The organism is Shewanella seohaensis (assembly GCF_023283775.1).
GTDB classification, from domain to species: domain Bacteria; phylum Pseudomonadota; class Gammaproteobacteria; order Enterobacterales; family Shewanellaceae; genus Shewanella; species Shewanella seohaensis.
In genome coordinates this window covers 175,535-201,733 of sequence record NZ_JAKILE010000005.1, presented here as the reverse complement: position 1 = coordinate 201,733, position 26,199 = coordinate 175,535, and the positions used below count along the sequence as shown (strand labels likewise).

The following is a 26,199-nucleotide window of genomic DNA, read 5'->3' as shown; positions in this document are numbered from 1 at the left end:
ATTGGTTGATGGCATCATTCTAGAAACTACAGCAATAAATAGTGTGATTTGCGGCCGGGGATATTTGGTCTCCCCAAATCGCTGGCGGTGGGAGAAGAACAATCGTTTTAGCCGATGCTCACGAAGTGGTTTTGTGGATATGTTCGATTTCAATGTGCATCAACGCACATTATTTGTGGCATTTATGTAAATTTATGCGGATTTATCACCAAGCTAAGCCGCTACAAATGGCATTTATCGCTGTGAGCTAACGCAGATTTTTGTTTTATGGCGATCCGCTTGCGTGTTGGTTCACGAAATTTAACTATTTGCCGCCTTGGGTTAACGGGATCACAGTAATCATTAGCAGGCTTGCATAGACTTAATCCTATGATTTATGGGCCGGAGTTTTTATTATGCAGGTGGGGGGCTGTTGGTTTGACCGTGAGCGTGGCTTGCTCGTCGAACAGGCTCGTGATGAATCTTGGCACCTTCCCCGTGCCGAGTTGCAAGTGTTGAGCCTGTTGGTTGAACATCAAGGCAAACTGGTCTCCAAGCATGAGCTGAAGACTGGCGATGGGGCGCATCCTCCTCTTACTGACACTTCGTTAGCGCGGGCGGTCTTTATGATCCGCTCCTTCCTCGGGCCCCAATATGAGGGGCTGATCGAAACCGTCAAAGGCCAAGGCTATCTGCTGCACAGCACCCAAGGACAAAGGTTTAAAAGTTTGCGTTACCCTAGGCTGCAATCCTTACCTTGGTGGAGTGTGTTGCTGGTTTTTGGATTTATGCTCGCGATTTCAGGCTTTTATCTTAGCCGAATCGACCACAGCGTACCGACTCAACCTTTGCTCTCTACCGATTTGCCCCTAGCCTCGGGGCAACATATTCGGCTGCATTTGTATGCCAATTCGAAAACCAACAACACCCTATTGTTTGAGTTAGGCGACCGCTTGGGCCAAGGGCTGAGTCGCTGCGGCCACAGTGATTGGTCCGAAGTGTACTCCTCGCTCTCCCACGATAAACAGGTGCTCAACATTACTATGCGGGGTTATAAACTCGGGCAATCGGTGATCCGCAACTTGAAGATCAGCGACTTTAGACGGCCGAAGGAATTTATTGATGCAAACTGGCTGCTGGAGGTCGGGATCTGTGGCTAAGTGGCTCAAGTGGACGATAAATCTCACCATACTCTCGGCGCTAATCGTCGCCTGCGGGGTGATTTACCTGCAATCCGTTTCCAATAAGGCGGTGATCTTAAATTGCAGCTCCGAGCTGTTTGACCGCCATAGCCAACAAGTAGATGAGGGGAAATTTTACCTCTTGGTCGATGTGTTGATCTCGGCGGGCAATGCACAGATCAATTACCGCTACTTTAACCTCGACGGCTCAAGCGCGGGGGCGATTTTGATGCAGGGCGAGGTCAAGAGCATGGAGCTAAATCGCATGACCTACAATGTGTCGGTCAAAACCAAGACTGAGTCCGAAGACGTCGATAAAAAGTATTGGCCCGAACACATGAAGTACCTTTCTTACATCAGCAGTTTGCACTTCAGTGAGTCTGGTCGACACAATCTCAGTATTGAAGTGCTAGACAGCGATGCCAACCAAGACTATGCGGTTGTCTTGTTTCAGCCGAGTAACACCGTTTGTGGCTGCCGAATCGTCAATAGCCGAATTTAATCAGTGAATTTGCCGCGCTTTCGGTTTAGATTATATTTTCCATGGTGTTAATGCCGACTCTTCCATCTCAATCATAAGGTTGTTGTGTTTAAGATACGTGTCAAACAAGAAGAATCCCTGTCGATTAAGTTCAGCCATCAAATGGAAAAGGGCGATAATCGTCAGCTTGATCTCTATTTCTTTTTACCAAAGGAAATGGGCATAGGCGCGCACACTTTAAACGAAGAAGAGTATTACCACAGCGCGATTGTAGGACGTCGCTCCTACTACTCCGAAGGGTTGCATTTGCCATTGGTGCAAGGGCGTTTCGCCAGTATGAACCGTCGCACGGTGGAAGAATTCCGACTGTACTTAAACCTGTTTGCCTACCAGTTTGCCGTCGCGGTTGAAAACGATGTCAAAGAACTCAATCGCATCGCCGATGTGGCGCACTTCTATCTGGCGCTCGATGAGCTGTGCGAGCAAGTGACGCAGCTACTGAAAAAGTTTCGCCGTAATGAGCCGGGCGATCCTAAATGGAAATCCTATTTCGAGAATGCCGATAACTATCTATCCTGGTTCTGCGAGCAACAACTGCTAAAAGTGCTCGCCCACGCCACGCGCACCAGTGATTTTGCCGACATCCAAGAACGAGTCTTGACCCTGTGCCGAAACGAATGTGCTTACCGCGATGCCAACAACTATAACTCGGCGCAGACCAAGCAAGACCCAAACCGAATTTCGAATAAGATGCTGTTATTGCGGCGCTTAATTCAGCAAGGGGTGGTACTCAAAGAAGAGTTAAAACCCTTAGGCATTGGCCTTAAAAAGTTTACTACTGGACTTGCGACCGCATTGGTGATGTTGGTGGTATCGGCGCTGATCATCGAGGCGCAGGGCGTCTTTAGCGGCTTTACCATAGCGTTGGTGTTGACGCTGGCAGTCATTTACGGATTTCGTGAAATCTTTAAGGACGATGTGCGTAATGCTCTCTGGCGCTTTATTCAGCGTGGTCGGCCACGTTGGAGCCGTATCTTAAGGGATACCACCAGTCAGTCGGTAATCGCTAAGCAATTAGTTTGGCTGGAATTTATGCGGCAACAGGATTTGCCAGAAAAGGTTAACGAAATCCTAAAACAACGGCATAGCCAGAATAAGGTCGATGCCGAAGTCCTGCATTATAAGATTGCCACTCGGGTAAACCATGGCGAGTTTCAGGCGGGATATTCGACGATACAAGAGCAAGTGAACTTTAGTTTTGTGCCCTTTGCCCGCTACTTAGAGCGGGGCAAGGCAAAGATTTATAAGGAAATTGAGGGCAAGATCAGCCACGAGTCGGTCGAGCGTCGCTACCAAGTGAATCTGATTTTAGTGCTGCGGGATGGCCGCGAAGAGCCGCAATACGCGCGCTACAAAATCACCATGAATCGCTCGGCCATTATCGAGATCACCCAAAGTCAGTTACCCGATTCCTTTAATCCGCCCGCTAAGGCTGACGAGTAAAGGCCTGGCCGATATTCTGATCGTTATTCTGCTTCGCCCGTTTGAGCGCCACCTCGGCATTGCCTAGGTATTGCTCTAGGCTTTGTCCTTCCTGATAGCTGGCAATCCCAATGCTAATCCCTTCACCTAAGCCATTGCTGTTGAGCTTTTCGATGGTATTGAGGGCGAAGTGATGCGCCGCCGTAGCATCGGTATCAGGCAGTAATAACAACAGTTTACCGAGTTGCCAGTGAAGGATTTGGTAATGGGCAGGGATTTCGAGCAAGAGCTGCACTTCCACTTCCTGCTGGCGCGTCTCGAGTTGGTCGATATCACTCATATGGCTGAGTAAGCCCTCAGGGTTGATATCCATCACCAGCAAGCTTGAGTGATTGCGGCTTTGGGGCGATAGCGAGGCAAAATAGCGTTCCAAATCGGAGAGATGCTGCAAAATGGTGCTGCGGTGCGGCACAAAGCTGCGCGGCTCGTTGCCCCTAAGGCTATCGGCGGCTTGCTCTAAGGTACAGATGATGTAGTCAATCTCACCGTCTGCGGCCACATGGCCCTTCAAGGTGGCCTGTAAACAATTGGAATGGCGCAGATTGGGCGAGCAGAGGATCTGCCCCTGCCATTGACCCTGCATGCTGATTTGGGCGGTGATCCGCTGCCACTGGTTACCCAGATCGTTGGCGAGCAGTGAGGCTAAATCATGGTTCAAATCACCATTAAGTTGCATCAGTTGATCGAATACTGGATTGATTTTTATCAGCTTACCATTAGCATCCGTCAGCGCCGTGGCAACAGTCGTATCGCAGAGTAAGTCGCTTAAGAAGGCTTGATTCTGGCAATCGATCATGGCGCTAATATCTTCAAGAGAGACTAACAGATGCGGTAAGCCGCGCCCCAATCTTGGCGCTTGGCGTACGCATACGCTAAGTCTTGAGCCCTTATCATTGTCCAGTGACAGCTTGCCTTGCCATTCACCCTGTCGATGCACTTGGTCGAGCATTTGCGCTAGGGTCAAGTCATCGAGATTAAGGGCGCGTTGCAGGCTGCGGTCAGTGAGTTCATCCTGCGGCACTTGAGTCGCCTCGGCCGCCTTAGGGTTAGCACTGATAATTCGTGCCTGCTCATTGGCGAGGATAAAGCCGATATCATTGTTAAATAATGCATTAGCCACATCAATACTGTATTGGCGCGAGCGATACTGCAGGCGGTACATATGGCTGAGTAAGATCACCCAAGCGGCCAGTAAGGTCAGAATTAGCGCGGCGACGATGACGATGTTCTGCCATTGGGAAAACTTAGAGGCGATATCATCGTTACGAATATAAGAGAGTAAAAAGTATTCGCGTCGCAGTTCGGGCTGGTTAGTTAACTCGACTTTGAGGTACACGAAGGTAGCATCTTCACCATGGAATTGGCCAAAGTTGCTCATCGACATTTCCCGCCACAGTGCCGGATAACTCTGGCGCAAACTGGCGCCTAAGGTATCGGGAATATGGGTTAAGGGCGCGAGTTCACTCACACCTGCATAGAGCACCCCTTGGGTATCTAACACTAGCATCGGTGATTTATTGCTTGAAAATGCAGGCTTAATCGCTTCTAGCATCTGTACAATCGAGTTGTAGGTAATCAAATAACCCATGGAGCTTTGATCGGGTTTCTCAAGCCAAGTCATTTGATACATATAGGGTTCGAGCATGCCATTGAGGGGCACAAACTCTAAGGGTGAGGTAAAGACTTCTTTGCCACCTAAGTTGCGGCTCGAGCCTAACAGGGCGGCAGGTAGCGCGTCCTGACTAAAGTTTGAAGGTGTCGCAAACTTATAATTACCTTGGGGATCGAATAGGGCAATCCCGAGGAGTTCGGGGATATGCTGCACTAGCTCCTGCCAACTTGCTTGTAATTTCTGTTGAGACGAGGCCGTTGGATTTTTGAGGTACTGCTTGAGTAATTCGTCTTTGGCAAATAGCTGAGTGCGAAATTGCTGGAAGGCGACCTTATCTGTGATCAGCGTGCCTATGGTTTGTAGTTCGCTATATCTTTGGGTTGCCCATTCTTCCTGTAACCGACGTTCTCCTAAGGTAATGATTAAGTTGGTTAAAATAATCATACCTATCACCAGCATAGATAACTGGCTCGCGACAGCCAACAGGCGTTGGTGAGACCAATGCAGCCCTTGGGTCAATGAAAGTAATGGCGCGAGTGGGTGTAGGTTAGGGTTCTTTTTCAGCATGGGCCGATTTAGGGTTGATTAACTGTTAATTAGGCTATGTTAACACGAATGAAATGTTACGACAGTGGCAAGTTGCTCGGCGACTCTGTTATCCCGAGCAATGCATCAACCCCAAGGCGACTGCGCGAAAAAGTTAGCCGAGTGCGCCTAGCACTCTGTGCTTAAACTCGCAGCCCGAGGCGAGCACTTGTTCGCGGCAAAGATCGATGTCGACCCCTTCTAATCCCTCAATCGCCGAGACTTGTACCCGCTCGATATAGTGGGGGGCGAGGGCGATAAAAGCATTCACTGCGGCGTAGGAACCTGCCAGTTTTGGGCGGCAATGTTGGTTATAGGCGGCCTCATTGTCGGCGTTGAGGGAAATGGATAATCCATCCACGCACTCCGCTAACTCGGGCAGAATGTTGCGTCTGTGAACTAGGTTGCCTAAGCCATCGGTATTGACCCGCACGCGGCCGCCACGGCGTTTGATTTCTTTAGCAACGGCCAGCAGGGTCGGCAGATTCATTGTCGGTTCACCGTACCCGCAGAACACGTATTCCTCAAAGTCTTCCACTTTACCTAACAGCGGGATAATTTCCTCCGGCTTGGGCTGGTGGGTCAATGCCAATTGATACTCGTGAATTTGTTTACTGCCATTGTGTTTAGGACAGAAGGCACAACGCAGAGTGCAGCGACCCGTGATATTCAGATAGCGACTCCTGCGAATATCGTAGACTAAGGTTTCGGTGGCGCAGGTTTCATTGGTGCACACTTCCGCCGTGGTGTTGCCATTGGCTAAGGTTTCAGTGGCTTTAATGGGGGCGGGATGGATTGGGGCAGAATGTGAGTTTGGCATCCGATCTGTTTTCATACTATCGACTTTATTGGCATCTTGGCGGTTACTTAGGTTGAGTGTAACGAATGCGATCCTTGATAACTGCCACCTAGATCGCACAACGCGCTTTACTCGTTAGGGGAGACCAGAGATAAAAAAGAGAGCCTAGGCTCTCTTTTTATGGGTGACTATGGTGACTGAACGACCACTAATCCTGTTTATAGTCAGGTTCATTAAAGGCGTCTAAGGACACCTTGTGGCTCTCATTGGCATGTAAATGTCTCTCCTGCGATGTTTTTGGACGCCACCACCAATGGTAGAAGCGGCTACCAGCGCGTTTAGCATCATCGAGAATGATGTACAGCAAAGGCACCAAAATTAAGGTCACTACAGTCGAGAACAGGATACCGAAGGCAAGGGAAGTCGCCATAGGGATCACAATCTGTGCCTGTAGGCTGCGCTCAAGAATAATAGGCACAAGACCGACGAAGGTGGTCAATGAGGTCAAGATAATCGCCCTGAAACGATAACATCCTGAATCCACCGCCGCTTGTCTGACCGATTGCCCTTGTTCCCGTGCACGGTTTACAAAGTCCACCAAGATCAAGGAGTCGTTTACCACTACCCCAGCGAGCGCGACGATACCACAGAGACTCAAGACGCTCATGGCAAGACCTTGGATCAAATGCCCAAATAGCGCGCCGATAATCCCAAAGGGGATCACTGACATGATGATCAGCGGCTGGCTGTAAGACTTAAGCGGCACCGCCATTAAGGCATAAATGGTAAACAGCGCAAAGAAGAAGCCCTGCATTAGACCGACCATAGCATTCTGTTCATCCAAACTGCCGCCATCGAGGGTGGTTTGGATTTTCGGATACTTGGCCTGTAACTGCGGCAGGAAATCCTTCTGGATCTCAGTAACAACCTTAGAAGGCTCCACCTTGTGTTTGTTGGCATTGGCAATAATGGTAATTGCCCGCTTGCCATCGACACGGGTGATAGAGGCGTAGGATTCGCCTTTTTCGACCTCGGCAACGGTAGAGAAAGGCACCGACTTGCCCTGCGGCGTGCGGATCAACATATTCTCGAGGTAACCCACGGTACGGCGCTGCTCTAAGGGGTAGCGCACCATGACTTTGATTTCTTCTTTGTTACGCAAAATACGTTGTGCTTCATAACCATAGAAGCCATAACGGACTTGGCGAGCTAAATCAGACAAGGTTAAGCCAAGCGCTTCGGCCTCGGGGCGGATCTTTAAGCGGATCTCATGGCTACCCGAAGAGAAGTTATCGGCAATATCGTACACACCTTCGTAGGTGGCGAGCTTTTGCTTAAGCTCGCGGGCGGCTGCGGATAACTCTTCGAGATCGCTCGAGGTCAATCTAAAGGAGATGTCACCACCGCCACCGCCGTTACCGCTGGCGTTGAAGTCGAGCTTCTTCACCGACAGTAACTCGGGCAATTGTTCGCGCCATGCTGCGGCAATGGCCTCGCCATCCACTTCCCGGTCTTCGCCCTTGGTGAGTTCGGCAAAAATAAAGGCGGAGGTGCGCGAGCTCATGTTGATAAAGCTATGCTTCACCACTTCGCTGCCGTTGTCCTTCTCCATTTTAGCGTTCATCTTGTACAGGGCTTCTTCAATATCCTGTACCACCTTGAGGGTGTTCTGCTCTGAGCTGCCTTCATCCATCTCCAGCTGTACTTGGATAAAGTCCGATGGAATGTCGGGGAAGAACACCCAGCGCACTTTGCCGCTGGCGACTAAGGCTATGGATAAAATCAACACTCCGATAAAGGCCGCGACGACGTTGTAGCGATGTTGGATACAGCGCTCGAGGAAGTTGCGGTAACTGTGGTGAATAAAGTGCTGAACGCGATTGTTAAATTTGTCCTTGAAGCGACCAAAGAAGCCCGTGGGTTCACCTGGTTTTCTGAACTTCATGTGGGCTAAGTGCGCTGGCAGGATAAATTTAGATTCCACCAGTGAAAACGCCAGACACATGATGACCACCATGCCGATGGATTTCCAAATAATCCCCATGGGGCCAGAAACCATCAACATAGGAATAAAGGCGGCGATAGTGGTTAACACCCCGAAAGTGGCGGGCATGGCCACTTTTTGCGCCCCGCGGATCACGTTATCAATCGAGTGTCCGTGCCGTTCGACCTCGCTGTAGGCGCTTTCGCCTATCACAATCGCATCGTCGACCACTATCCCCAAGACGAGAATAAAGGCGAACAATGTCAGCATGTTGATGGTCATGGAGAAAGGTTCCAGCGGCATGATGAGCATAGTGCCGAGGAAACACACGGGTAATCCCATCATCACCCAGAAGGCGAGTTTGAGATCGAGGAACAGGGCTAAGATCACAAACACTAACAGGGCGCCATAAAACATGTTCGACATCATCATGTTCAAACGGCCCTTGAGGTAGTGGGTTAAATCTCCCCAAGTGTCTAATTTTGCATTGGCTGGCAGGGTGGCACGACGTTTCTCAACGTAGTCTTTGACCTGTTGAGCGATGTCGAGGGCGTTTTGATCGTTAACGCTGGTCACTTCAATAATGGCCGCAGGTTTGCCGTTGAAGCGGGTGTACTCTAAACGTTCTTCAAAATCGTCCTTAATGGTTGCCACCTGAGGCAACATTACTCGGCTACCATCGGCGCGGGTAGTGACGACAATATTGGCAAAATCATCGCCGGTATAGGCTTGGCCTTTAGTACGCAGCAGAATGTCGCCATCTTCGGCGCGGATCGAACCGCCCGGCAAGTCGATAGAAGAGTTTTGCACCGCCAAGGCGACTTGCGAGAAGGTTAAGCCGTATTCCCGCAGCTTATCCTCTGAGACTTCGATACCGATTTCATAGTCGCGCACACCCGTGACTTTCGCGCGGGTGACGGCGGGAAGTTGGGTCAAATCATCACGTACCGATTTAGCCAACTCCTTCATATCGTGCAGCGACATATCACCGTAGACCGACACCCAAATCACGTTGTTTTCGGGTTCGATTTTATAGATTTGCGGTTTTTCGATGTTCACCGGAAAGGTGGAGATCGCGTCCAATCGTAACTTGGCTTCGTCGAGTACGGTTTGCACGTCGTAGTCATCTTCGACTTCAACCGTGATGGCGCCAACCCCTTCACTGGCAACCGAAGTGACTTTTTTAATCCCGTTGATATCTTGGATGGCTTCTTCAATCTTGATGTTAATGCCTTCTTCGATTTCCTGCGGCGCAGCGCCGGGATAAGCAACGGTAATGCTCAATAAGTTAAGATTAAAAGAGGGAAATACCTCTTTATTAATCAACACTGTGCTAAATAGACCGCCAATCAGCAGCGCCCACATTAACAGGTTGGCTGCCACGCTGTTGCGGGCAAACCAGGCTAAGATCCCTTTTTGAGTATCCATTAGTTCACTCCAGCGGCCGCAAGACTCGACTCAGGAGCATCTTCCTTAGGTGTGGGGGTCTGCACTGGCTTGGCATCTTCACCTATGATTTTGACCAACTGGCCATTCGCCATATTGCTAAAGTGAGTGATGGCAACGCGTTCACCGGTTTTTAAGCTGTCCTTGATGAACACATTTTCAAGATCGCTACGCACGACATTCACATGGCGCATCTCGACAATATTTTGCTCGTTAATTAAGGCCACATGTTCATTACGTACCACGTGGCGAGGTAGTTTAACTATGCCATCGACGGTGCGGCCCTTAATCACTGCATTCACAAAGCTGCCGTATTTCAACGGTAAACTGCCTTGGGTTTTGTGCTCACGCAGGTAAGGGTCTTTAATCTCGGCGACGAGGTAAACCATGCGGTTATCGGCATCAATCACGCCTTCGCTACGAATAATATTACCCATCCAAGTGTTTTCCTTACCCGCCAAAGAGGCGCTTAAGGTGACTTGGGTATCGGGGTGATCGACGGATTCCAAATAGGCTAAATCATCGTTAGAGATAGGCAGACGAATTTCGGCAATGCTAGTGTCGTACAGTTCACCCAAGTTAGTGCCTAATGTCACGTACTGACCTAAATCAACATTTCTGGCCTTGATAATGCCATCAAAGGGCGCGCGGATAACTGTGCGCTCTAAGTTACGTTGGGCGCGAGCCAATGCAGCCTGGGCATATTTAACGTTGGCTTGCTCTTTTTTCAGCTGCGGGATACGTAACCCCAACTCTGGCGGCAAGCCTTTGTCGTAACCCTTAAATTCGATTTTAGCGACTTCGCCACGGGCGATTTCTTCATTGAGCGCCGCGGTTGCCTGAGCTAAGGTGGCTTCGGCTTGCATTAAATCGGCTTCGTAATCTGAAGGTTCGATTTGGGCTAGTTGGTCGCCTTTCTTCACTATGCCACCAGCCACAAACTGCGGTGAAATGCTCAGCATCCGCCCTTGGACTTCGGTCACCAGTTGCGTCTTATATTTAGGGGTAACCACGCCGTAGGAAGGAAGATTAAGCGATACCGTTTGCTGCTCAACCTGAGTGACATCGACGATAGGTACAGGCATTTCTTCAGGTTTTTGTTCGGGTGCTTCCTTAGTCGACATCAGTGCTATCGCACCAACAACAAATAACAGCAGTATAAACAGAGGAGATAATCTCCTGAGTAAAGTTTTCATCATATGATTGTTACATCCGTGCTAAATCGCTTAATGCGCCTAAAGTATCAGAGTCGAGCGGCGCAATAAATTTATTTTTGTAAATAAAATGTGTCTAAAGGTGATGGCGCGTTTTTACGGTACGCCACCTCTTTTTTTGACTGCTGATAAGCATACGGAAGATAAGAGTGTTTGGGTCACTCCGTTTGCATTTGTTATAGCGATTTTTTGTGGCGGGCGAGCATAAAAAAAGCCGCATTATGCGGCTTTTGGGAGGGGTTAAGCTTGCTTCTTGCGGGCAATTTTAGTGGCCTTTTTTGCGGCCTCTTTCTTGCTGGTTCGCTTGGCCGCTTCTTTGGCTTTCACCTTGGCTTTTTTCTTGGTAGGTACACGCGCTTCTTTGTGCTTAGGACGCAGTTCCTCAATAATACGGCGCTTAAGCGGCTGCTCGATATAACGCTCAATCTTACCGACAATGCGCATATCGTGAGCTTCGGCTAATGAAATCGCCGTTCCTTTCGCGCCCGCGCGGCCAGTACGGCCAATGCGGTGGATGTAACTATCGGCAGAACGTGGCATGTCAAAGTTAATCACATGGGTGATATCGTCGATATCGATACCACGAGCGGCTACATCGGTTGCCAGTAACACATTCACTTCGCCTTTGGTAAAGCGGCTTAAAGCTTGGAAGCGTTTCTTCTGTTCCATATCGCCACGCATAAAGGCGCAGGGAATACCGGCTTTCAGCAACTGACCTTCGAGGCTAGAAACCACATCGCGAGTCTTTACGAATACGATGGCGCGTTTAACATCTTCCTGCTTGAGCAGATGGCACAGCAGGGCAATCTTATGTTCTTTATCATCTGCAAGGTGGATCCATTGGTGGATCTTAGCCTTTTCTTTGCGCGGTGCGTCGACATCGATTTCGATAGGATCGTTAAGCACTTCGCGGGCAAAACGGATAACGCCGCTGCCTTCGAGGGTGGCCGAAAACAGCATATTTTGCTTACGACCTTGGGCTTCGAGGGCGATGGCTTTCACCACGGCGGAGAACCCCATATCGAGCATGCGGTCGGCTTCGTCGATGATCAATATGTCGACCGATTCTGCGCTGAATTTGCCTCTATCTAAATATTCCATCAGACGACCAGGAGTCGCGACCAGAATATCAATATTGTCTTTTAAGGCTTCTTCTTGCGGCGCGTAGGGCACACCACCAGTGATGATGGCGATATTCAGCCCTTGGCCTGTGGCTAAGTGGCAGGCATAGCGGTGAATTTGGCTGGCTAACTCACGGGTTGGCGTCAGGATCAAAATTCGCGCATGGCCAGAATAGCGACGGGGAAAGTCGATTAAGTGTTGCAGCGCAGGCAATAAGAAACTGGCGGTTTTACCTGTACCCGTCGGGGCGCGCGCCAAAATATCCCGCTGCTCGAGGGCATGTGGCAGGGTTTCTTGCTGGATGGTGGTGGGCGACAGGTGCCCCATGGCTTTAAGTGACTCTAATAAGCTAGGGTCAAGCTGAAAATCTTCAAATTGCATGCGCGGCGTCTCGACGAATAATAGCCAAGCATTATAAAGGTTATAACCGTTAACTTAAATAATTTAATCGGGAGAGGGTTTACTTTTCCGTGCTTTGGCCGATGCAGTGCGGGTCTACTCACTTCAAGGCTCGTTGGTGGCGGCTGTTGGGAGTGGATTTTACCGTACTCTATTGCATTTGAAGGCAGACATTTTGCAAAAGATGTATAAGATAAAGAGAACATTGTAAAAAATTGGCTGTTGTTGAGAGAGTTCGAAGGATTGATGGGATGTTAGCTGGAGCTTAACAATAAATTGTGCCTATGGTTGATGAGCGCATCCCATAGTACCCAAGCGTTAGCCCTGCTTGGATTGGCGTATTCGAATGTTGGTTACGATTAGGTTTTACGTTTCTAAAACATGGGCTTGGAACATATGGCTTTTGATTGGTTATCGCAGTTTTTTATTTCTTCCCAAGACAGCCTATTGCTGAATGTCTATTACAATCCCCTGCTGGTCACTATCTCCATTCTGATTGCGATTTTTGCCGCCTTTATGGCCTTTCAGGTCACCTCTCAAGCGGTGCAGAGTCAATCGAGAGCGCGCCAGCAGATCATGTTACTGACGGGGAGTGTCGTCCTCGGCGGTGGGGTCTGGTCGATGCATTTTATCGGAATGTTAGCCTTCGATTTATGTTCGCCCGTAACCTATAACTTTGGGCTCACGGCGCTATCCCTTTTACCTAGTATTGGTGCCTCATGGGTGGCGCTGAATTTGCTCTCAAAGCCGAGTTTTCAACTTTCCCAAGTGCTGATTAGCGGCACCTTAGTGGGCGCAGGGATTGGCACTATGCACTATGTGGGGATGGCGGCCATGGAGATGGCGCCATTACTGCGTTATGACCCATGGATTTTTGCGCTGTCTATCGTAGTCGCCGTACTACTCGCCATTATTGCGCTGTGGGTGCGCACTGGGCTGAATCAGCTTATTTCCTCCAACATGAATAGCATTAGCTGTAATTTTATCGCCAGTATCGTGATGGGACTGGCGATTTCGGGCATGCATTACACTGGCATGGCGGCGGCGCGATTCGTTAAACCCGAAGGCTTGGAGCTGAGCCAACAGACCTCGGAAATCTCGTTTTATCTGGCGCTCGGCGTCTCGGTGATCACTGTTATCATCATCTGCTTAGTGCTGATCGTGAATGTAATTTTTAAGTATAAAGACCTATCTTTGCTCGCAAAATCCAACGAAGACCGCATGCGCGCCATGATGAATACCGCCGTTGATGGGATTATTACGATCGATGGGCAAGGTATCATAGTGAATGTGAACAAAGCGGTGACCACTATTTTAGGTTGGTCCCCCGCCGAGTTACTGGGCGCGAATGTGAAGAAAATTGTGCCCGAGTCGATTCGGCCGAACCATGATGGTTATTTAGCACAGTACGTGAAAACCCGTGAGGCGCAGATTATCGGCACGGGGCGCGAGGTCGAGGCGCAACATAAGGCGGGCCATTTAGTGCCAGTGCGCCTGAGTATTGGCCATGTGATGCAGGGCAAAGCCCATTACTTTGTCGGCTTTATTTCCGATCTCAGCCAACGTAATGAGATGGAACAAGAGCTTAAAAACAATGAGGCCAAGTTTCGCTCGCTGATCACTAATATTCCAGGCATTGCCTATCGCTGCAAAAGCACTGAGGGCTGGCCCATGGTGTTTATCAGCGACGCGGTGCAAAACATCACTGGCTATCCCGCCGAGGATTTCGAGCTTCCCCATCCGAAACGTTTCTTCTCGGATCTCTATCATCCTGACGATATTGAAACCATTTACGCCCAAGCGCAGCCGCCGACCTTTTCGATGGAATATCGCATTATCCGCGCAGATGGCGGGGTGCGTTGGCTGTTCGAGCACGGCAATTATATCCTCGATGAAACCAGTAAAGAGGTGTGGATTGACGGCTTCCTGATGGATATCACCGAGCGTAAGGAGATGGAGCAGGACTTAGTGACGGCGAAGAATAATGCCGAGCAGGCGGCTGCGGCCCGCGCGGCCTTCTTGGCTAACATGAGCCATGAGATCCGCACGCCAATGAATGCCATCATCGGCTTTAGCGATATTCTGTTGGAGTCGGTATTAGATGTTGAGCAGCAAAAACAGCTCTCCACCATCAATCGCTCCGCCAAATCCTTGCTGCATCTACTCAACGATGTGCTCGACAGCGCCAAGCTCGACAAGGGTAAACTCGAGTTAGAAAATCGCGTGTTTTGCTTAACCGATGAAATCGATACTGTGATTTCAACCCTGTGGTTGCAGGCGAAAAAGCAGCGCTTATCCCTCGAGGTTAATATCGCGCCGACGATGGCGGCGAACTTTATTGGCTCGCCGGAGCGCATCCGCCAAGTGCTGATCAACTTAATTGGTAATGCGGTTAAATTTACCTGTGAAGGCAAAGTCACGGTCAACGTCTTCCCGCAGGATGACTCTCTGGTTAGCTTCGAGATTGTCGATACCGGTATTGGTATGTCACCCGAGCAGCTAAATCGGGTCTTTGAGGCATTTGCCCAGGCCGATGTGTCCATGAGCCGAAAATACGGCGGCACAGGGCTTGGCACAACCATCAGTAAACAGTTAGTTGAGTTGATGGGCGGTAAGATTGAGGCGAAAAGTGCCCTCGGCCAAGGCAGTACATTCCGCTTTACTATTCCCTTGCAACCTAGCTTTGAGCCGCTATCGAGCCAGCACGACGATAACTGGTCATTACCGCCACTGACGATGTTAGTGGTCGATGATATTCAGCAGAATATCGATCTCCTGTCCGTATGGTTAACCCGTCAAGGGCATAAAGTGATCACCGCCCGCGATGGTGAACAGGCGCTGCTGCGGATGCAAAAAGCCGACATCGATATCACGCTGATGGATCTGCAAATGCCAGTCATGGATGGTTTGACGGCGGCGAAGATGCGTCGTGAGCAAGAAGTCGCATCTCAATTACCCCGTATGCCAATTATTGCGTTAACCGCGAGCGTGCTAGAGCAAGATAAGAGCGCCGCCGAGCAAGCCGGTATGGATGGCTTTGCCAATAAGCCCATCGATTTTGCGCTGCTGACGCGGGAAATTGCCAGAGTGTTGCAGCTTAATCCGCCTCAGGCCGAGTTTGTCTCTTCGCAGCCTGCTAGCACGCTATTAGTCGATGAAGCCAAGGGCGTGAAATTGTGGGGCTCTAAACCGCAATTTATCAAAGAGTTGATGAAGTTTATTGCCCAATGGCCAGAGAAAAACCAAGCGTTACAACAGGCGATAAGTGACCAAGATACTGTGACCATTAAGCTCTTAAGCCATAGTTTGAAAGGCGTCAGTGGGAATTTGGGTCTATTGCAGTGGATGGCGCACTTTGGACAGTTAGAGCAGTTGGCGCAAGCTGAGTTACCTTCGCGTGAAGCCATGGAGGCCATTGTTGCTAAGGTAAGCGACTCCCTCGTCGAGATTGGGGATTATATCGAGGGCACCACAATGCCATCGGCCAGCGTATCCGCCGTCCATGTGGGGACAAGCGATCCAGCAGAATTATTAGCGCATATTGATGCCTTGCTGGCATCGATTGTGCACCATAGTTTTGAAGAGTCTGATCTTGAGGTACTCACGGCTCGTATTGATGAGCATCTGCGCCTTCATGTGGCCATGATTACCGAAGCCTTAGACAACTTTGATTTTGATATTGCCCATAACGAATTGACCGAGTTACGGCGTTCTATCACCGCGAATAAGGAGTAGCAATGCAGTCTACATCTGAACATAAGAAAACCTTATTGTTGGTGGATGATGAGCCTGTTAACTTACGGGTGCTCAAGCAAGTTTTACATCAGGATTACCATCTTATCTTTGCCAAAAGTGGCGAAGAGGCCCTGCGCCTCGCGCAAACTGAGCTGCCATCGCTGATCCTACTCGATATTATGATGCCCAATATGACGGGGCTAGAAGTCTGTCAGTTGCTGAAAAATATCCCTGAGACCCAGTCGATCCCTGTGATTTTTGTCACCGCCTTAAATGATGAGCACGATGAAGCGGCGGGCTTTGCCGTGGGCGGGGTGGATTATATTGTGAAGCCGATTTCGGCCACCGTAGTCAAAGCGCGGGTGAAAACCCATTTATCCTTAGTGCAGGCCGATGAATTGCGCCGCACTCGCTTGCAAGTGATCCAACGTTTAGGTCGCGCCGCCGAATATAAAGATAATGAAACCGGTACTCATGTGCTGCGCATGAGCCATTATTCTAAAATTTTGGCCTTGGCCTACGGCCTGAGTGAGGCGCAGGCGGATGATTTATTACACGCTGCGCCCATGCACGACATAGGTAAAATCGGTATTCCCGATAGCATTATGCTCAAACCGGGTAAGTTGACCGATGAAGAGTTTGCCATTATGAAAACCCATCCCCATATCGGCGCCGAGATTATCGGTGAGGCGGATTCTGAGCTGCTGCGGTTAGCGAAATCCGTGTCTTTAACTCACCACGAGAAATGGAACGGCACTGGTTATCCTAATGGATTGAAAGGCGAAGCCATTCCCTTAGAGGGACGCATAGTTGCCCTCGCCGATGTGTTTGACGCCCTGACCAGTAAACGCCCCTATAAAGAGGCTTGGTCAGTCGAGAAGACCATGGACTATATCCAGGAGCAGAGCGGGGTGCATTTCGACCCTGAGTTGGTGCGCTTATTTAGCGATAACTTAGATAAAGTGCTAGAGATTAAAAATAAATGGGTAGATAGCTGATATTAGATTAGCGATAAAAGATAAGGCTCTTGCTGCGAGCCTTATCACTCGTTTGAATTACAGTTTTAGATAAAAATCTTTAGTCAGGGCAATCATTTGCTCGGTGTAGCGGCCATCTTCCCCGCGTAGGGTTAGCTCTGAGTATTGGCAAAGTTCATCGTGACTTGTAGTCTGCGCAGTCTTAGCCAACAGCAGTAACACGCGATTGGCGACCTTATTCTCCACACTGCTAACCCTCACTTCCTGCACAAGATAAAGTTCAGTCTGATCTAGGCAAGCCTTAAAGCGCGTCAGGCTTTGGATGGGCAAAATAAGGCTGGCGTAACCCTCAAGCGACAGGCATTGATTTATCGCCTCGAGTAAGGGCGTAAAGCCTAAGGTGTCTGTGTGGCGCGCCATCGCCCTATGTTGCTCGTTTGCCTTGGGGCCATGCTCAAAGTAGGGCGGGTTACAGATGATATGGTCGAAATGCCCTTGATACTCAGGTTGTTGGCAAACGTGCTGAATATCGCCATGAATAAGCTGGCAGCGCTGCGCCCATGGACTTTGCGTCATATTGTATCTACAGGCCGCTGCGGCTTTTTCTTCTAATTCGACAGCGATGATTTGCCCTTGGCTACGCTGCGCCGCCATTAAGCTTAACAATCCACTTCCCGCACCAATATCGAGAATATGCTTAGCCTGTGACAGGGGAGCCCATGCGCCTAATATCACGCCGTCGGTGCTGACGGGCATGCCGCAATTAAGGTCGTCAATGTGGAATTGTTTAAAGGTAAATGCCATGGGAATTACATCATTAAGTGAATAATAAAGAGCTTGCCCATAAGGGCTGGCGTTATTTTAAAGGGCATAACGCATATTCGCTAAGATTTTTGTGCCTGATACAAATAAGTTCATTCTTCCATTTAGATCTAGTTTTTGTGTTTTTTATGCTGTTTTGAGTCGAAGTTCACTTAATTAACGGTTTAATTTATTACCTCGGTAACGCATTGTTAGCAGTTAATTAGCATTGAAGGGCTTTTTTAGGTGAAAACAATCTTGTCTGTTGTATTGGTTTTTAAATTCTGATATTAGTTTCGCCCCCATTTTTAATCAATTTTATGATTAACGGATAGGTGAACGGGTTTTTAGGTGAATAAAACGGCAGTGAAGCCAATTTTTAGTTCATTTTTGTTTATAAACTCAGCAGATATCGCACATATTTACCACGGAATTGTGTAAACATAGATTTGCACTCCGGATGGGCTTTGTTTTAGCTATGGCTAATCGACACATAATCACTTAAGTTTATTAAAAACAATAAGACAAGATGGGGCTTTCCGTGCAAGACAATCAGATGAGTATCGGGGATACATTAGGCTTAGGTTTTATGACCTTCGCGTTTTTTTTGGGGGCGGGTAACTTAATTTTTCCACCCTTTGCGGGCATGTTGGCCGGGGAGAATATGCCCCTTGCTATGTTAGGTTTTCTCATCACTGCCGTAGGTTTACCTTTAGTGGGGCTCATTGCTGTTGCTAAGGCTCAAGGTAAGGTTATGGCTATGCTACCAGTGTTTGCGGCAACCGCATTGGCCATCGCTATTTATATCATTATTGGGCCCGCGTTTGCGGCGCCGCGTACGGGTCTGGTGGCCTATGAAATCGGTGCTAAGCCCTTTATCGACAACACTAGCGCGACCATTATGCTCGGCAGTTTGTCGCTAAATCTGTCGCAACTTATCTATACCCTGTGCTTCTTTACTGTGACTATGCTGCTGGCATTGTTCCCCGGTAAATTACTCGACAGCGTCGGTAAAGTATTAACGCCTATCCTGTTGTTATTGCTGGTGGGTTTAGCCCTGTCCGTGGTGTTTTTGCCCGCTGCAGATGTTGGCGTGGCCGTGGGTGACTACCAAAACCATCCGCTGACCAAAGGTATCCTCGAAGGCTACAACACCATGGATACCCTAGCGTCGTTAATGTTTGGTATGTTGATTATCGATCTGCTGCGTAAAAAGGGGATTGACCAACCTAGCGCGCAAACTAAATATTTGATCCGCGCAGCCTTTATTGCGGCGGCAGGTCTAGCATTTGTTTATGTTTCTTTGTTCTTTTTAGGTGCGACGGCGGGTGATATTGCCGTAGGTGCTAAAAACGGTGGCGAGATTTTAACTAACTATGTGACTCGTGAGTTTGGCAGTTTAGGCACAGTATTATTGTCTACCGTTGTGACCTTAGCCTGCTTAACCACGGCGGTCGGTTTAGTGAGTGCCTGCTCTGAGTTTTTCAATGAGCTGATGCCAAAGCTGTCTTACCGTTTCTTAGTGGTTTTGCTGAGCGCCATCTGCGCCTTGATCGCAAACGTGGGCCTGTCTCAGTTAATTGCTATCAGTATTCCAGTGTTAATGGCGGTTTACCCTGTGGCGATTGCCTTAGTGGCGGTGACCTTCTTGACCGAACACTTCCCGCGTCCACAGTTTGCCCACCGTGCAGCACTGTCTGTAGCCCTGCTATTTGGTATTTTCGATGGGATGAAAGTCGCAGCGAAAGGCCTCACTGGTGAAGACGGTAAAGGCATCACCGAAGCGGCGCAGAGCTTTATCGATCTCGTCAGCGGTATGTCTCCGACACTGTCTATCCTGCCACTGTACGAAGAAGGCATGGCGTGGTTACTGCCCACCTTAGTCGTGATCGTGCTGTGTTTATTGTTTGGCCGCGGCGGTGCGAAAGCGGTCAGCGCGGCATAAACAAGACGCTGCCACAAGCAGAACAATTGAGTTAATATCAACGGCGTATCCTTAGAATACGCCGTTTTTTTATGGAGTTTTTGTGGCTAAAACCTATCAGTGCGATCCGCTTATCGATGCCTTTCTCGATGATCTTTGGTCCAGTAAGGGCTTAAGTGATAACACCTTGAGTGCCTATCGCACCGATTTACGCCATTTTGACCGCTATCAACAGAGCCAAGGCCTGCGGTTAATCGAGGTGGGGCAAGCCGATGTGCGCGCCTACTTAGCCTACCGAGTTGAACAACAATTTGCCCGCACCAGTAGCGCACGTTTACTCAGTAGTTTACGGCGCTTTTACACTTATTTATTGCAGACCAAACAGATTGCTGGCGATCCTATGGCGCTGATTGAATCGCCCAAATTGAGTCGGCAGTTGCCCGATTCTTTAAGTGAGTCACAGGTCGATAGATTGCTGGCCGAGCCCAATGTGGACGACCCCGTCGAGTGCCGTGATAAAGCCATGCTTGAACTCTTATACGCCACCGGATTGCGGGTGAGTGAGCTGGTGGGGCTCACTCTGGAGCAGATGAGTTTGCGCCAAGGTTTAGTGCGGATTGTGGGTAAGGGCGGTAAAGAGCGCTTAGTGCCCATGGGCGAGCTGGCCATTACCGAGGTTGAGCACTACTTAAGCTTTGCGCGCCATGAACTCTTGGGCAATATCCAGTCCGATGTGGTATTTCCTTCGAAGCGAGCACAGATGATGACGAGGCAAACCTTTTGGCATCGGATCAAGCTCTATGCGAGCCGCGCCGGCATCGAAACCGAACTTTCACCCCATACTCTGCGCCATGCCTTTGCCACCCACTTACTCAACCATGGCGCCGACCTTAGGGTGGTACAATTACTCTTAGGTCACAGTGACTTATCGACGACTCAAATTTATACTCATGTGGCGCGAGCGAGATTACAAGAGTTGCACCAACAGCATCATCCTCGCGGTTAAGTTGGCTCCTTCACAAAACCGCGAATGGTTGAATTTAGTTACAGTATAAATTTGCATTCTATCTAGCTTGTCTGTAACTTTTTGCCCCCATACAGGGTCTACTAAGATGACCCATATGTCGCAGTAGCGATTTACTTAATAGGAAGTCCCATGAAGTTGACCCGAGCATTATCTTTAGTTTTCGCGCTTGTTGTTGCGCCTCTGGCCAGCGCCGCTACGGCGACCACTCCCGACACAGCTGCGATTAAGCAAAAACTCAGCGAGATGTTAGACGTTGAAGTGATTTCAATGCAGGATTCACCCATCGAAGGTTTATATCAAGCCATGACCAACCGTGGCGTGCTCTATATCAGCCGCGATGGCTCAAAACTGTTCCACGGTAATTTATACGATATTGATAAGGGCATGAAAAACCTGACGGAAGCGGCGCTTGCTGGCCCTCGTCTGGCGATGATGAAGCCGCTTGAAGATCATATGCTGGTATATAAAGCCAAGGATGAAAAACACGTTGTGACTGTGTTTACCGATGTGAGCTGTGGCTACTGCCGTAAGTTACATAGCCAAATGGCAGACTACAACAAGCTCGGCATTACTGTGCGTTACTTAGCCTTCCCACGTGCTGGTGTACCATCTGCCAATGCCGATGAGATGCAGGCTATTTGGTGTGCTAAGGATCCATTAAAGGCCATGACAGAAGCTAAGGCTGGCAAAAAAGTATCCGCCGCGACCTGTGATGCCAAGATTGCCGAGCAGTACGAGCTAGGTACCAGCTTTGGCGTTAACGGCACGCCTGCAATCGTATTGGAAGACGGTAATATGATCCCAGGATATCAACCACCTGCCGATCTACTGCGTACCTTAGAAGCTCGCAAATAATCCGGTTTCGGATAAATTTATCCCATTAAAGGTGAGCTTAAGGCTCACCTTTTTGTTATCTTAGCCCCATGATTGCTTAAGAGTTTGCTCCCTTGAACCATAAGATAGTCCGTCGTCCAACCGTTGATGATAGCCATTTACCCGCTCACCTTCCGTCGTTATTAAGACAGCTTTACGCCCGCCGTGGTGTTATGCCCAACGAATGCGAACTGGTGCTCAAAGGCCTGTTAAGACCCGATACAATGAAGGGCTTAGAACAAGCAGCTAAGCTAATTGCCGATGCGATGCAGCAGGATAAGTCGATACTGATCGTCGGCGATTTTGATGCCGACGGCGCTACCTCGACCAGTGTGTGTTTGCTAGCGCTGCGGATGATGGGCGCGAGTAAGGTCGATTATCTGATCCCCAATCGTTTCGATTACGGTTATGGCCTGAGCCCTGAGATTGTCGCCGTGGCGGCATCCAAACAGGCAGAATTACTGATTACTGTTGATAACGGCATTTCCTCGATTGAGGGTGTAGCCGCCGCCAAGGCCTTTGGCATGCAGGTGGTGATCACCGACCATCACTTACCCGGCCATGAGTTACCGGCGGCCGATGCCATAGTGAATCCCAATCAGCCCGGTTGTCAGTTTGCCAGTAAATCCATTGCTGGCGTCGGGGTCGCCTTTTATCTGATGACGGCGCTCAGGGCAGAGCTGCGCGCTCGTCATTGGTATCAAGCCCGCGGCATTGCCGAGCCTAATCTCGGCACTCTGCTGGATATTGTCGCCCTTGGCACTGTGGCCGACGTGGTCTCACTCGATGCCAACAATCGTATTCTGGTCGAGGCGGGATTGCAGCGGGTACGCAGTGGTCGATGCCGCGTAGGCATTACCGCCTTACTCGAAGTGGCCAAACGTAATCCTGCTCGCATTGTTGCCTCGGACTTTGGCTTTGCCGTAGGGCCTAGGCTCAATGCCGCCGGCAGACTGGATGAAATGGCGCTAGGCGTTGAAACCCTGCTGTGTGAAGACATCATGTATGCAAGGCGGATGGCGGCAGAACTCGATAGCCTCAACCAAGAGCGACGTGAGCTTGAGGTCGGGATGCAGCAAGAGGCGCTGAAAAGTCTTGAATATCTAAAGCTTAATGAAGAGCAACTTCCGTGGGGTATTGCCCTCTTTCAAGAGGATTGGCACCAAGGGGTTATCGGTATTCTTGCCTCACGGATTAAAGATAAATACCACAGACCCGTTATCGCCTTTGCCGACGCGGGGAATGGTGAGATTAAAGGCTCGGCGCGCTCCATCAAAGGCTTGCATATGCGCGATCTGCTGGAGTTGGTTAACTCCCGCCATCCAGGGCTTATCAGCAAATTTGGCGGCCATGCGATGGCGGCGGGCTTAACTTTAAAGTCCGGTGGCTTCGCAACCTTTGCTAAAGCCTATGATGATGCGGTGCGTGAACTGTTAAAGCCTGAGCAGCTCACGGGTGAGCTTTGGTCCGATGGTGAATTAACGCCGACGGAACTTACCCTCGAAATCGCCCAGTTGCTGCGTAATGCGGGACCTTGGGGTCAGTCCTTCGAGGAGCCATTATTCGATGGTTATTTTAAGATTATCCAGCAGCGGATCGTGGGGGAGCGCCACCTTAAATTAGTGCTTGAAACCCCATGCAGTACCGTGATGTTAGATGCGATTGCCTTTAATGTGGATTTACACACTTGGCCCGATGCGACGATTCAACATGCGCGCATCGTCTATAAGCTGGATGTGAACGAATATCGCGGTAATTTCACCCTGCAGTTGATGGTCGAGCAAATCGAGCCAATGTAGTCAGTGATTGCGTGGAAGTAAGATGAAAAGGAGTTCAGTTGAAGCCGTTATCGGATAAAAAAATTCGTCAGTTACTCAAGCGTTTCGCTTGGATATATGCGGCGTTTATGAGTATTCCCTTTCTGTCAGCACTTTTGACGACCAAGGAACAGGGCCAAATGCTGATTATTGGCATTTGGCCTGCCGCTTCACTGCTTTACTTTTTGGCTTATCGTCATCTCGCCCATTTATTTAAATATGAAATCAATCGCCACTTGGCATTTACTAACCATGGCGGTGGCACTCTGGCGGGAGCCTTGTATTCATTAGCTAAATTAGTGTTATTTGCCATGGCTTTCATGCTATTGGTAAGCGTCAACAACAGCTAAATCGAGGCGAGTGATGAAATACCGGGTCAGTACAGCGCAAACGGAAATGGATTTTGAGCTTATCCATGGTTTTATTTCCAACAGTTATTGGGCGCAGGGTATGCCGCCAGAACTCTTGCGAAAGGCGCTTAGTAACAGTTTATGTTTTGGGGTGTTTGATAAGGATAATCAACAGCTTGCCTTTGCACGACTGATTACCGATAAAGCCACCTTTGCCTACCTTGCCGATGTGTTTGTCCTCGAATCTCACCGCGGCTTAGGTTTAAGTAAGATGATGATGGCAGCAATTATGGAACATCCTGATCTGCAAGGATTAAGGCGCATAATGCTCGCTACCCGCGATGCCCATGGACTCTATGCTCAGTTTGGTTTCAAAGCGGTCGATACACCTGAAACCTTAATGCAAATTCGGCTTGAGAATGCTTACCTGTAGAACAGGATTGTTGGCGCTATCCTCGTTGAAATAGTTATGGTTAAGATAAGGAAATCCAGATGACGCAACTACATTATGTCTATTTTGTCAGTTTTATGGTTTCTTCCGCTTTTTTGAATGGCTTACTCGAGGGACAAGTGCCTTGGGTGAGAGTGCTTTGCTTAATCTTGTTGTTTTCAACCTTCGTATTTGCCAGTTTATACCATGGTTTAAAGCGGTCGATAAAATCACAAGACTCGAAATAAATGCTATTAAAAACAAAAAGCCAGCATCAGCTGGCTTTTTAGTGAGGGGATTAATCGGTTAACGATTAAGCCGCTTTAGTCGCTGTGGTCTCGGTACTGTCATCGCTATGGCGAATTAAGTAATCAAATGCACCGAGTGAGGCATTGGCGCCACTACCCATGGCGATGATGATTTGCTTGTAAGGTGAGTTCGTCACGTCACCTGCGGCAAATACGCCTGGTACTGAGGTTTGGCCGCGCTCATCGACGATGATTTCGCCGCGAGGAGTCAAATCCACAGTGCCTTTTAACCATTCGGCATTGGGCACTAAACCGATTTGTACGAAGATTCCCGCCAGCACAATATGATGGCTTTCACCCGTTGCACGGTCGGTGTAGTTCAGGCCGTTTACACGGGTACCGTCACCTGTTACTTCAGTGGTCATCGCTTGGGTTATGATATGGATATTGCCCATAGAGGCCGCTTTACGTTGCAGCACATCATCGGCGCGCAGTTTGCTATCGAACTCGAGTACTGTGACATGCTCAACGATGTTGGCTAAGTCGATTGCCGCTTCGATACCTGAGTTACCGCCACCGATCACTGCAACACGTTTGCCTTTAAACAATGGGCCGTCACAGTGTGGGCAGTAGGCTACGCCTTTACCGCGGTATTCTTTCTCGCCGGGGACATTCATTTCGCGCCAGCGGGCACCGGTTGCCAGTAGTATGGTACGGCTGCGCAGTTTAGCGCCGCTTGCCAGTTCGAGTTCGAATAAACCATCGCTCGCCAGTTTAACGGCTTTTTGGTTATCCATGATATCGACTTCATAGTCACGCACATGGGCTTCAAGGTTAGCCACCAGTTTTGGACCTTCAGTCGCTTTAACCGAAATAAAGTTTTCGATACCAACAGTTTCGGCGACTTGGCCACCGAATTTATCGGCCACCACACCAGTACGCAGACCTTTACGGGCAGCATAAATCGCTGCCGCAGCACCAGCGGGGCCACCACCGACGACTAAGACTTCGTATGGGGCTTTTTGGCTGAGTTCTTCCGCTTTGCGGCTGGCCGCGCCAGTATCGAGTTTATTTAAGATCTCACCAATGCTGATGCGACCCGCGGCAAACACTTCACCGTTCAAGTACACAGACGGTACGGCCATGATATTACGGCTGGCAACTTCATCTTGGAACAGGGCGCCGTCGATCATCACGTTGGTGATGTTCGGGTTGATCGCGGCCATCATATTCAGCGCCTGAATCACATCAGGGCAGTTTTGGCAGGTCAGTGACACATAGGTTTCAAACTCATATTTGCCAGGCAGATTACGGATCTGCTCAATGATTTCGTCGCTGAGTTTGATGGGGTGTCCACCCGTGTGCAGCAGGGCTAACACGAGTGAGGTAAATTCGTGACCCATAGGCAGACCAGCAAAGCTAATCTGAGTATTGAGTTCTGGGTTAACCACTGTCATCGCTGGCGTGCGGGGGCCTTGAGCTTCTTTGAGGCTCACTAATGTTGAAAGGCTAACGATGTCATTGGCTAAGCTTTTTAATTCTTGAGACTTTTTGCCCTCATCTGCTGACACGACAAGTTCAACTGGTCTCTTGAGGTTTTGCAGATAGGTTTGCAGTTGATTTTTCAAATTCGCATCTAACATGATGACTCCAAAATCAGTATAAAAAATTGA

The 26,199-nt window shown here is 49.3% G+C and carries 18 protein-coding genes; 11 read left to right on the top strand and 7 right to left on the bottom strand.

The features are described from left to right. Positions 1–395 precede the first annotated feature (395 nt). From L2713_RS07990 to L2713_RS07980, 3 genes are all read left to right on the top strand, one after another. Positions 396–1,139, top strand: coding sequence for a winged helix-turn-helix domain-containing protein (locus L2713_RS07990; RefSeq protein WP_011621578.1), 744 nt, complete (start codon positions 396–398; stop codon positions 1,137–1,139). Then, positions 1,132–1,662, top strand: coding sequence for a hypothetical protein (locus L2713_RS07985; protein ID WP_011627108.1), 531 nt, complete (start codon positions 1,132–1,134; stop codon positions 1,660–1,662). The genes L2713_RS07990 and L2713_RS07985 overlap by 8 nt, the downstream gene beginning before the upstream one ends. Before the next feature lie 84 nt (positions 1,663–1,746). Continuing rightward, a complete protein-coding gene (locus L2713_RS07980; protein WP_055647408.1) occupies positions 1,747–3,144 on the top strand; it encodes a hypothetical protein in 1,398 nt (465 codons plus the stop codon). Here the strand turns inward: L2713_RS07980 and L2713_RS07975 are convergent. From L2713_RS07975 to srmB, 5 genes are all read right to left on the bottom strand, one after another. Beyond that, complete coding sequence (locus tag L2713_RS07975) at positions 3,128–5,362, bottom strand: PAS domain-containing protein (protein WP_248967526.1); 2,235 nt, start codon at positions 5,360–5,362, stop codon at positions 3,128–3,130. The genes L2713_RS07980 and L2713_RS07975 overlap by 17 nt on opposite strands. A gap of 133 nt (positions 5,363–5,495) precedes the next feature. Then, the gene (locus tag L2713_RS07970; RefSeq protein WP_088210398.1) at positions 5,496–6,200 is read right to left on the bottom strand and encodes a TatD family nuclease-associated radical SAM protein; all 705 of its coding nucleotides are present in this window, start codon (positions 6,198–6,200) and stop codon (positions 5,496–5,498) included. Positions 6,201–6,387: 187 nt separating this feature from the next. Next, a complete protein-coding gene (locus L2713_RS07965) occupies positions 6,388–9,591 on the bottom strand; it encodes an efflux RND transporter permease subunit (RefSeq protein WP_248967525.1) in 3,204 nt (1,067 codons plus the stop codon). Further along, on the bottom strand, positions 9,591–10,808 hold the full coding sequence (locus tag L2713_RS07960) for an efflux RND transporter periplasmic adaptor subunit (protein ID WP_037430327.1): 1,218 nt from the start codon (positions 10,806–10,808) through the stop codon (positions 9,591–9,593). The genes L2713_RS07965 and L2713_RS07960 overlap by 1 nt, the downstream gene beginning before the upstream one ends. 255 nt (positions 10,809–11,063) lie before the next feature. Beyond that, a complete protein-coding gene (srmB, locus tag L2713_RS07955; protein ID WP_126511837.1) occupies positions 11,064–12,326 on the bottom strand; it encodes an ATP-dependent RNA helicase SrmB in 1,263 nt (420 codons plus the stop codon). Between the two features lie 399 nt (positions 12,327–12,725). Between srmB and L2713_RS07950 the strand changes: the two genes are divergently transcribed. Continuing rightward, on the top strand, positions 12,726–16,079 hold the full coding sequence (locus L2713_RS07950) for an MHYT domain-containing protein (protein ID WP_248967524.1): 3,354 nt from the start codon (positions 12,726–12,728) through the stop codon (positions 16,077–16,079). A 2-nt stretch (positions 16,080–16,081) separates the two neighbouring features. After that, positions 16,082–17,077, top strand: coding sequence for a response regulator (locus L2713_RS07945; RefSeq protein WP_089067070.1), 996 nt, complete (start codon positions 16,082–16,084; stop codon positions 17,075–17,077). A 57-nt stretch (positions 17,078–17,134) separates the two neighbouring features. Here L2713_RS07945 and L2713_RS07940 read toward each other — a convergent pair whose 3' ends face one another. Further along, positions 17,135–17,860 (bottom strand): tRNA1(Val) (adenine(37)-N6)-methyltransferase, encoded by a 726-nt coding sequence (locus L2713_RS07940; protein WP_248967523.1) that lies wholly within the window; start codon positions 17,858–17,860, stop codon positions 17,135–17,137. A 526-nt stretch (positions 17,861–18,386) separates the two neighbouring features. Here L2713_RS07940 and brnQ point away from each other — a divergent pair. The 6 genes from brnQ (at position 18,387) to L2713_RS07910 (ending at position 24,281) form a co-directional block, all read left to right on the top strand. After that, complete coding sequence (brnQ, locus tag L2713_RS07935) at positions 18,387–19,802, top strand: branched-chain amino acid transport system II carrier protein (protein WP_248967522.1); 1,416 nt, start codon at positions 18,387–18,389, stop codon at positions 19,800–19,802. 82 nt (positions 19,803–19,884) lie between these two features. Then, positions 19,885–20,787 carry a site-specific tyrosine recombinase XerD gene (xerD, locus tag L2713_RS07930; RefSeq protein WP_109286508.1) on the top strand — a complete coding sequence of 301 codons (903 nt, stop codon included), beginning with the start codon at positions 19,885–19,887 and terminating at the stop codon, positions 20,785–20,787. A 150-nt stretch (positions 20,788–20,937) separates the two neighbouring features. Beyond that, entirely contained in the window at positions 20,938–21,663 is a 726-nt protein-coding gene (gene dsbC, locus L2713_RS07925; protein WP_011621591.1) for a bifunctional protein-disulfide isomerase/oxidoreductase DsbC, read from the top strand. 92 nt (positions 21,664–21,755) lie between these two features. Then, positions 21,756–23,480 (top strand): single-stranded-DNA-specific exonuclease RecJ, encoded by a 1,725-nt coding sequence (gene recJ, locus L2713_RS07920; protein WP_248967521.1) that lies wholly within the window; start codon positions 21,756–21,758, stop codon positions 23,478–23,480. Between the two features lie 38 nt (positions 23,481–23,518). Then, positions 23,519–23,848 (top strand): hypothetical protein, encoded by a 330-nt coding sequence (locus L2713_RS07915; RefSeq protein WP_248967520.1) that lies wholly within the window; start codon positions 23,519–23,521, stop codon positions 23,846–23,848. A gap of 13 nt (positions 23,849–23,861) precedes the next feature. Continuing rightward, entirely contained in the window at positions 23,862–24,281 is a 420-nt protein-coding gene (locus L2713_RS07910) for a GNAT family N-acetyltransferase (protein ID WP_248967519.1), read from the top strand. A gap of 310 nt (positions 24,282–24,591) precedes the next feature. Here the strand turns inward: L2713_RS07910 and ahpF are convergent, their stop codons facing one another. Continuing rightward, entirely contained in the window at positions 24,592–26,169 is a 1,578-nt protein-coding gene (ahpF, locus tag L2713_RS07905) for an alkyl hydroperoxide reductase subunit F (protein ID WP_248967518.1), read from the bottom strand. Positions 26,170–26,199: the final 30 nt, after the last annotated feature.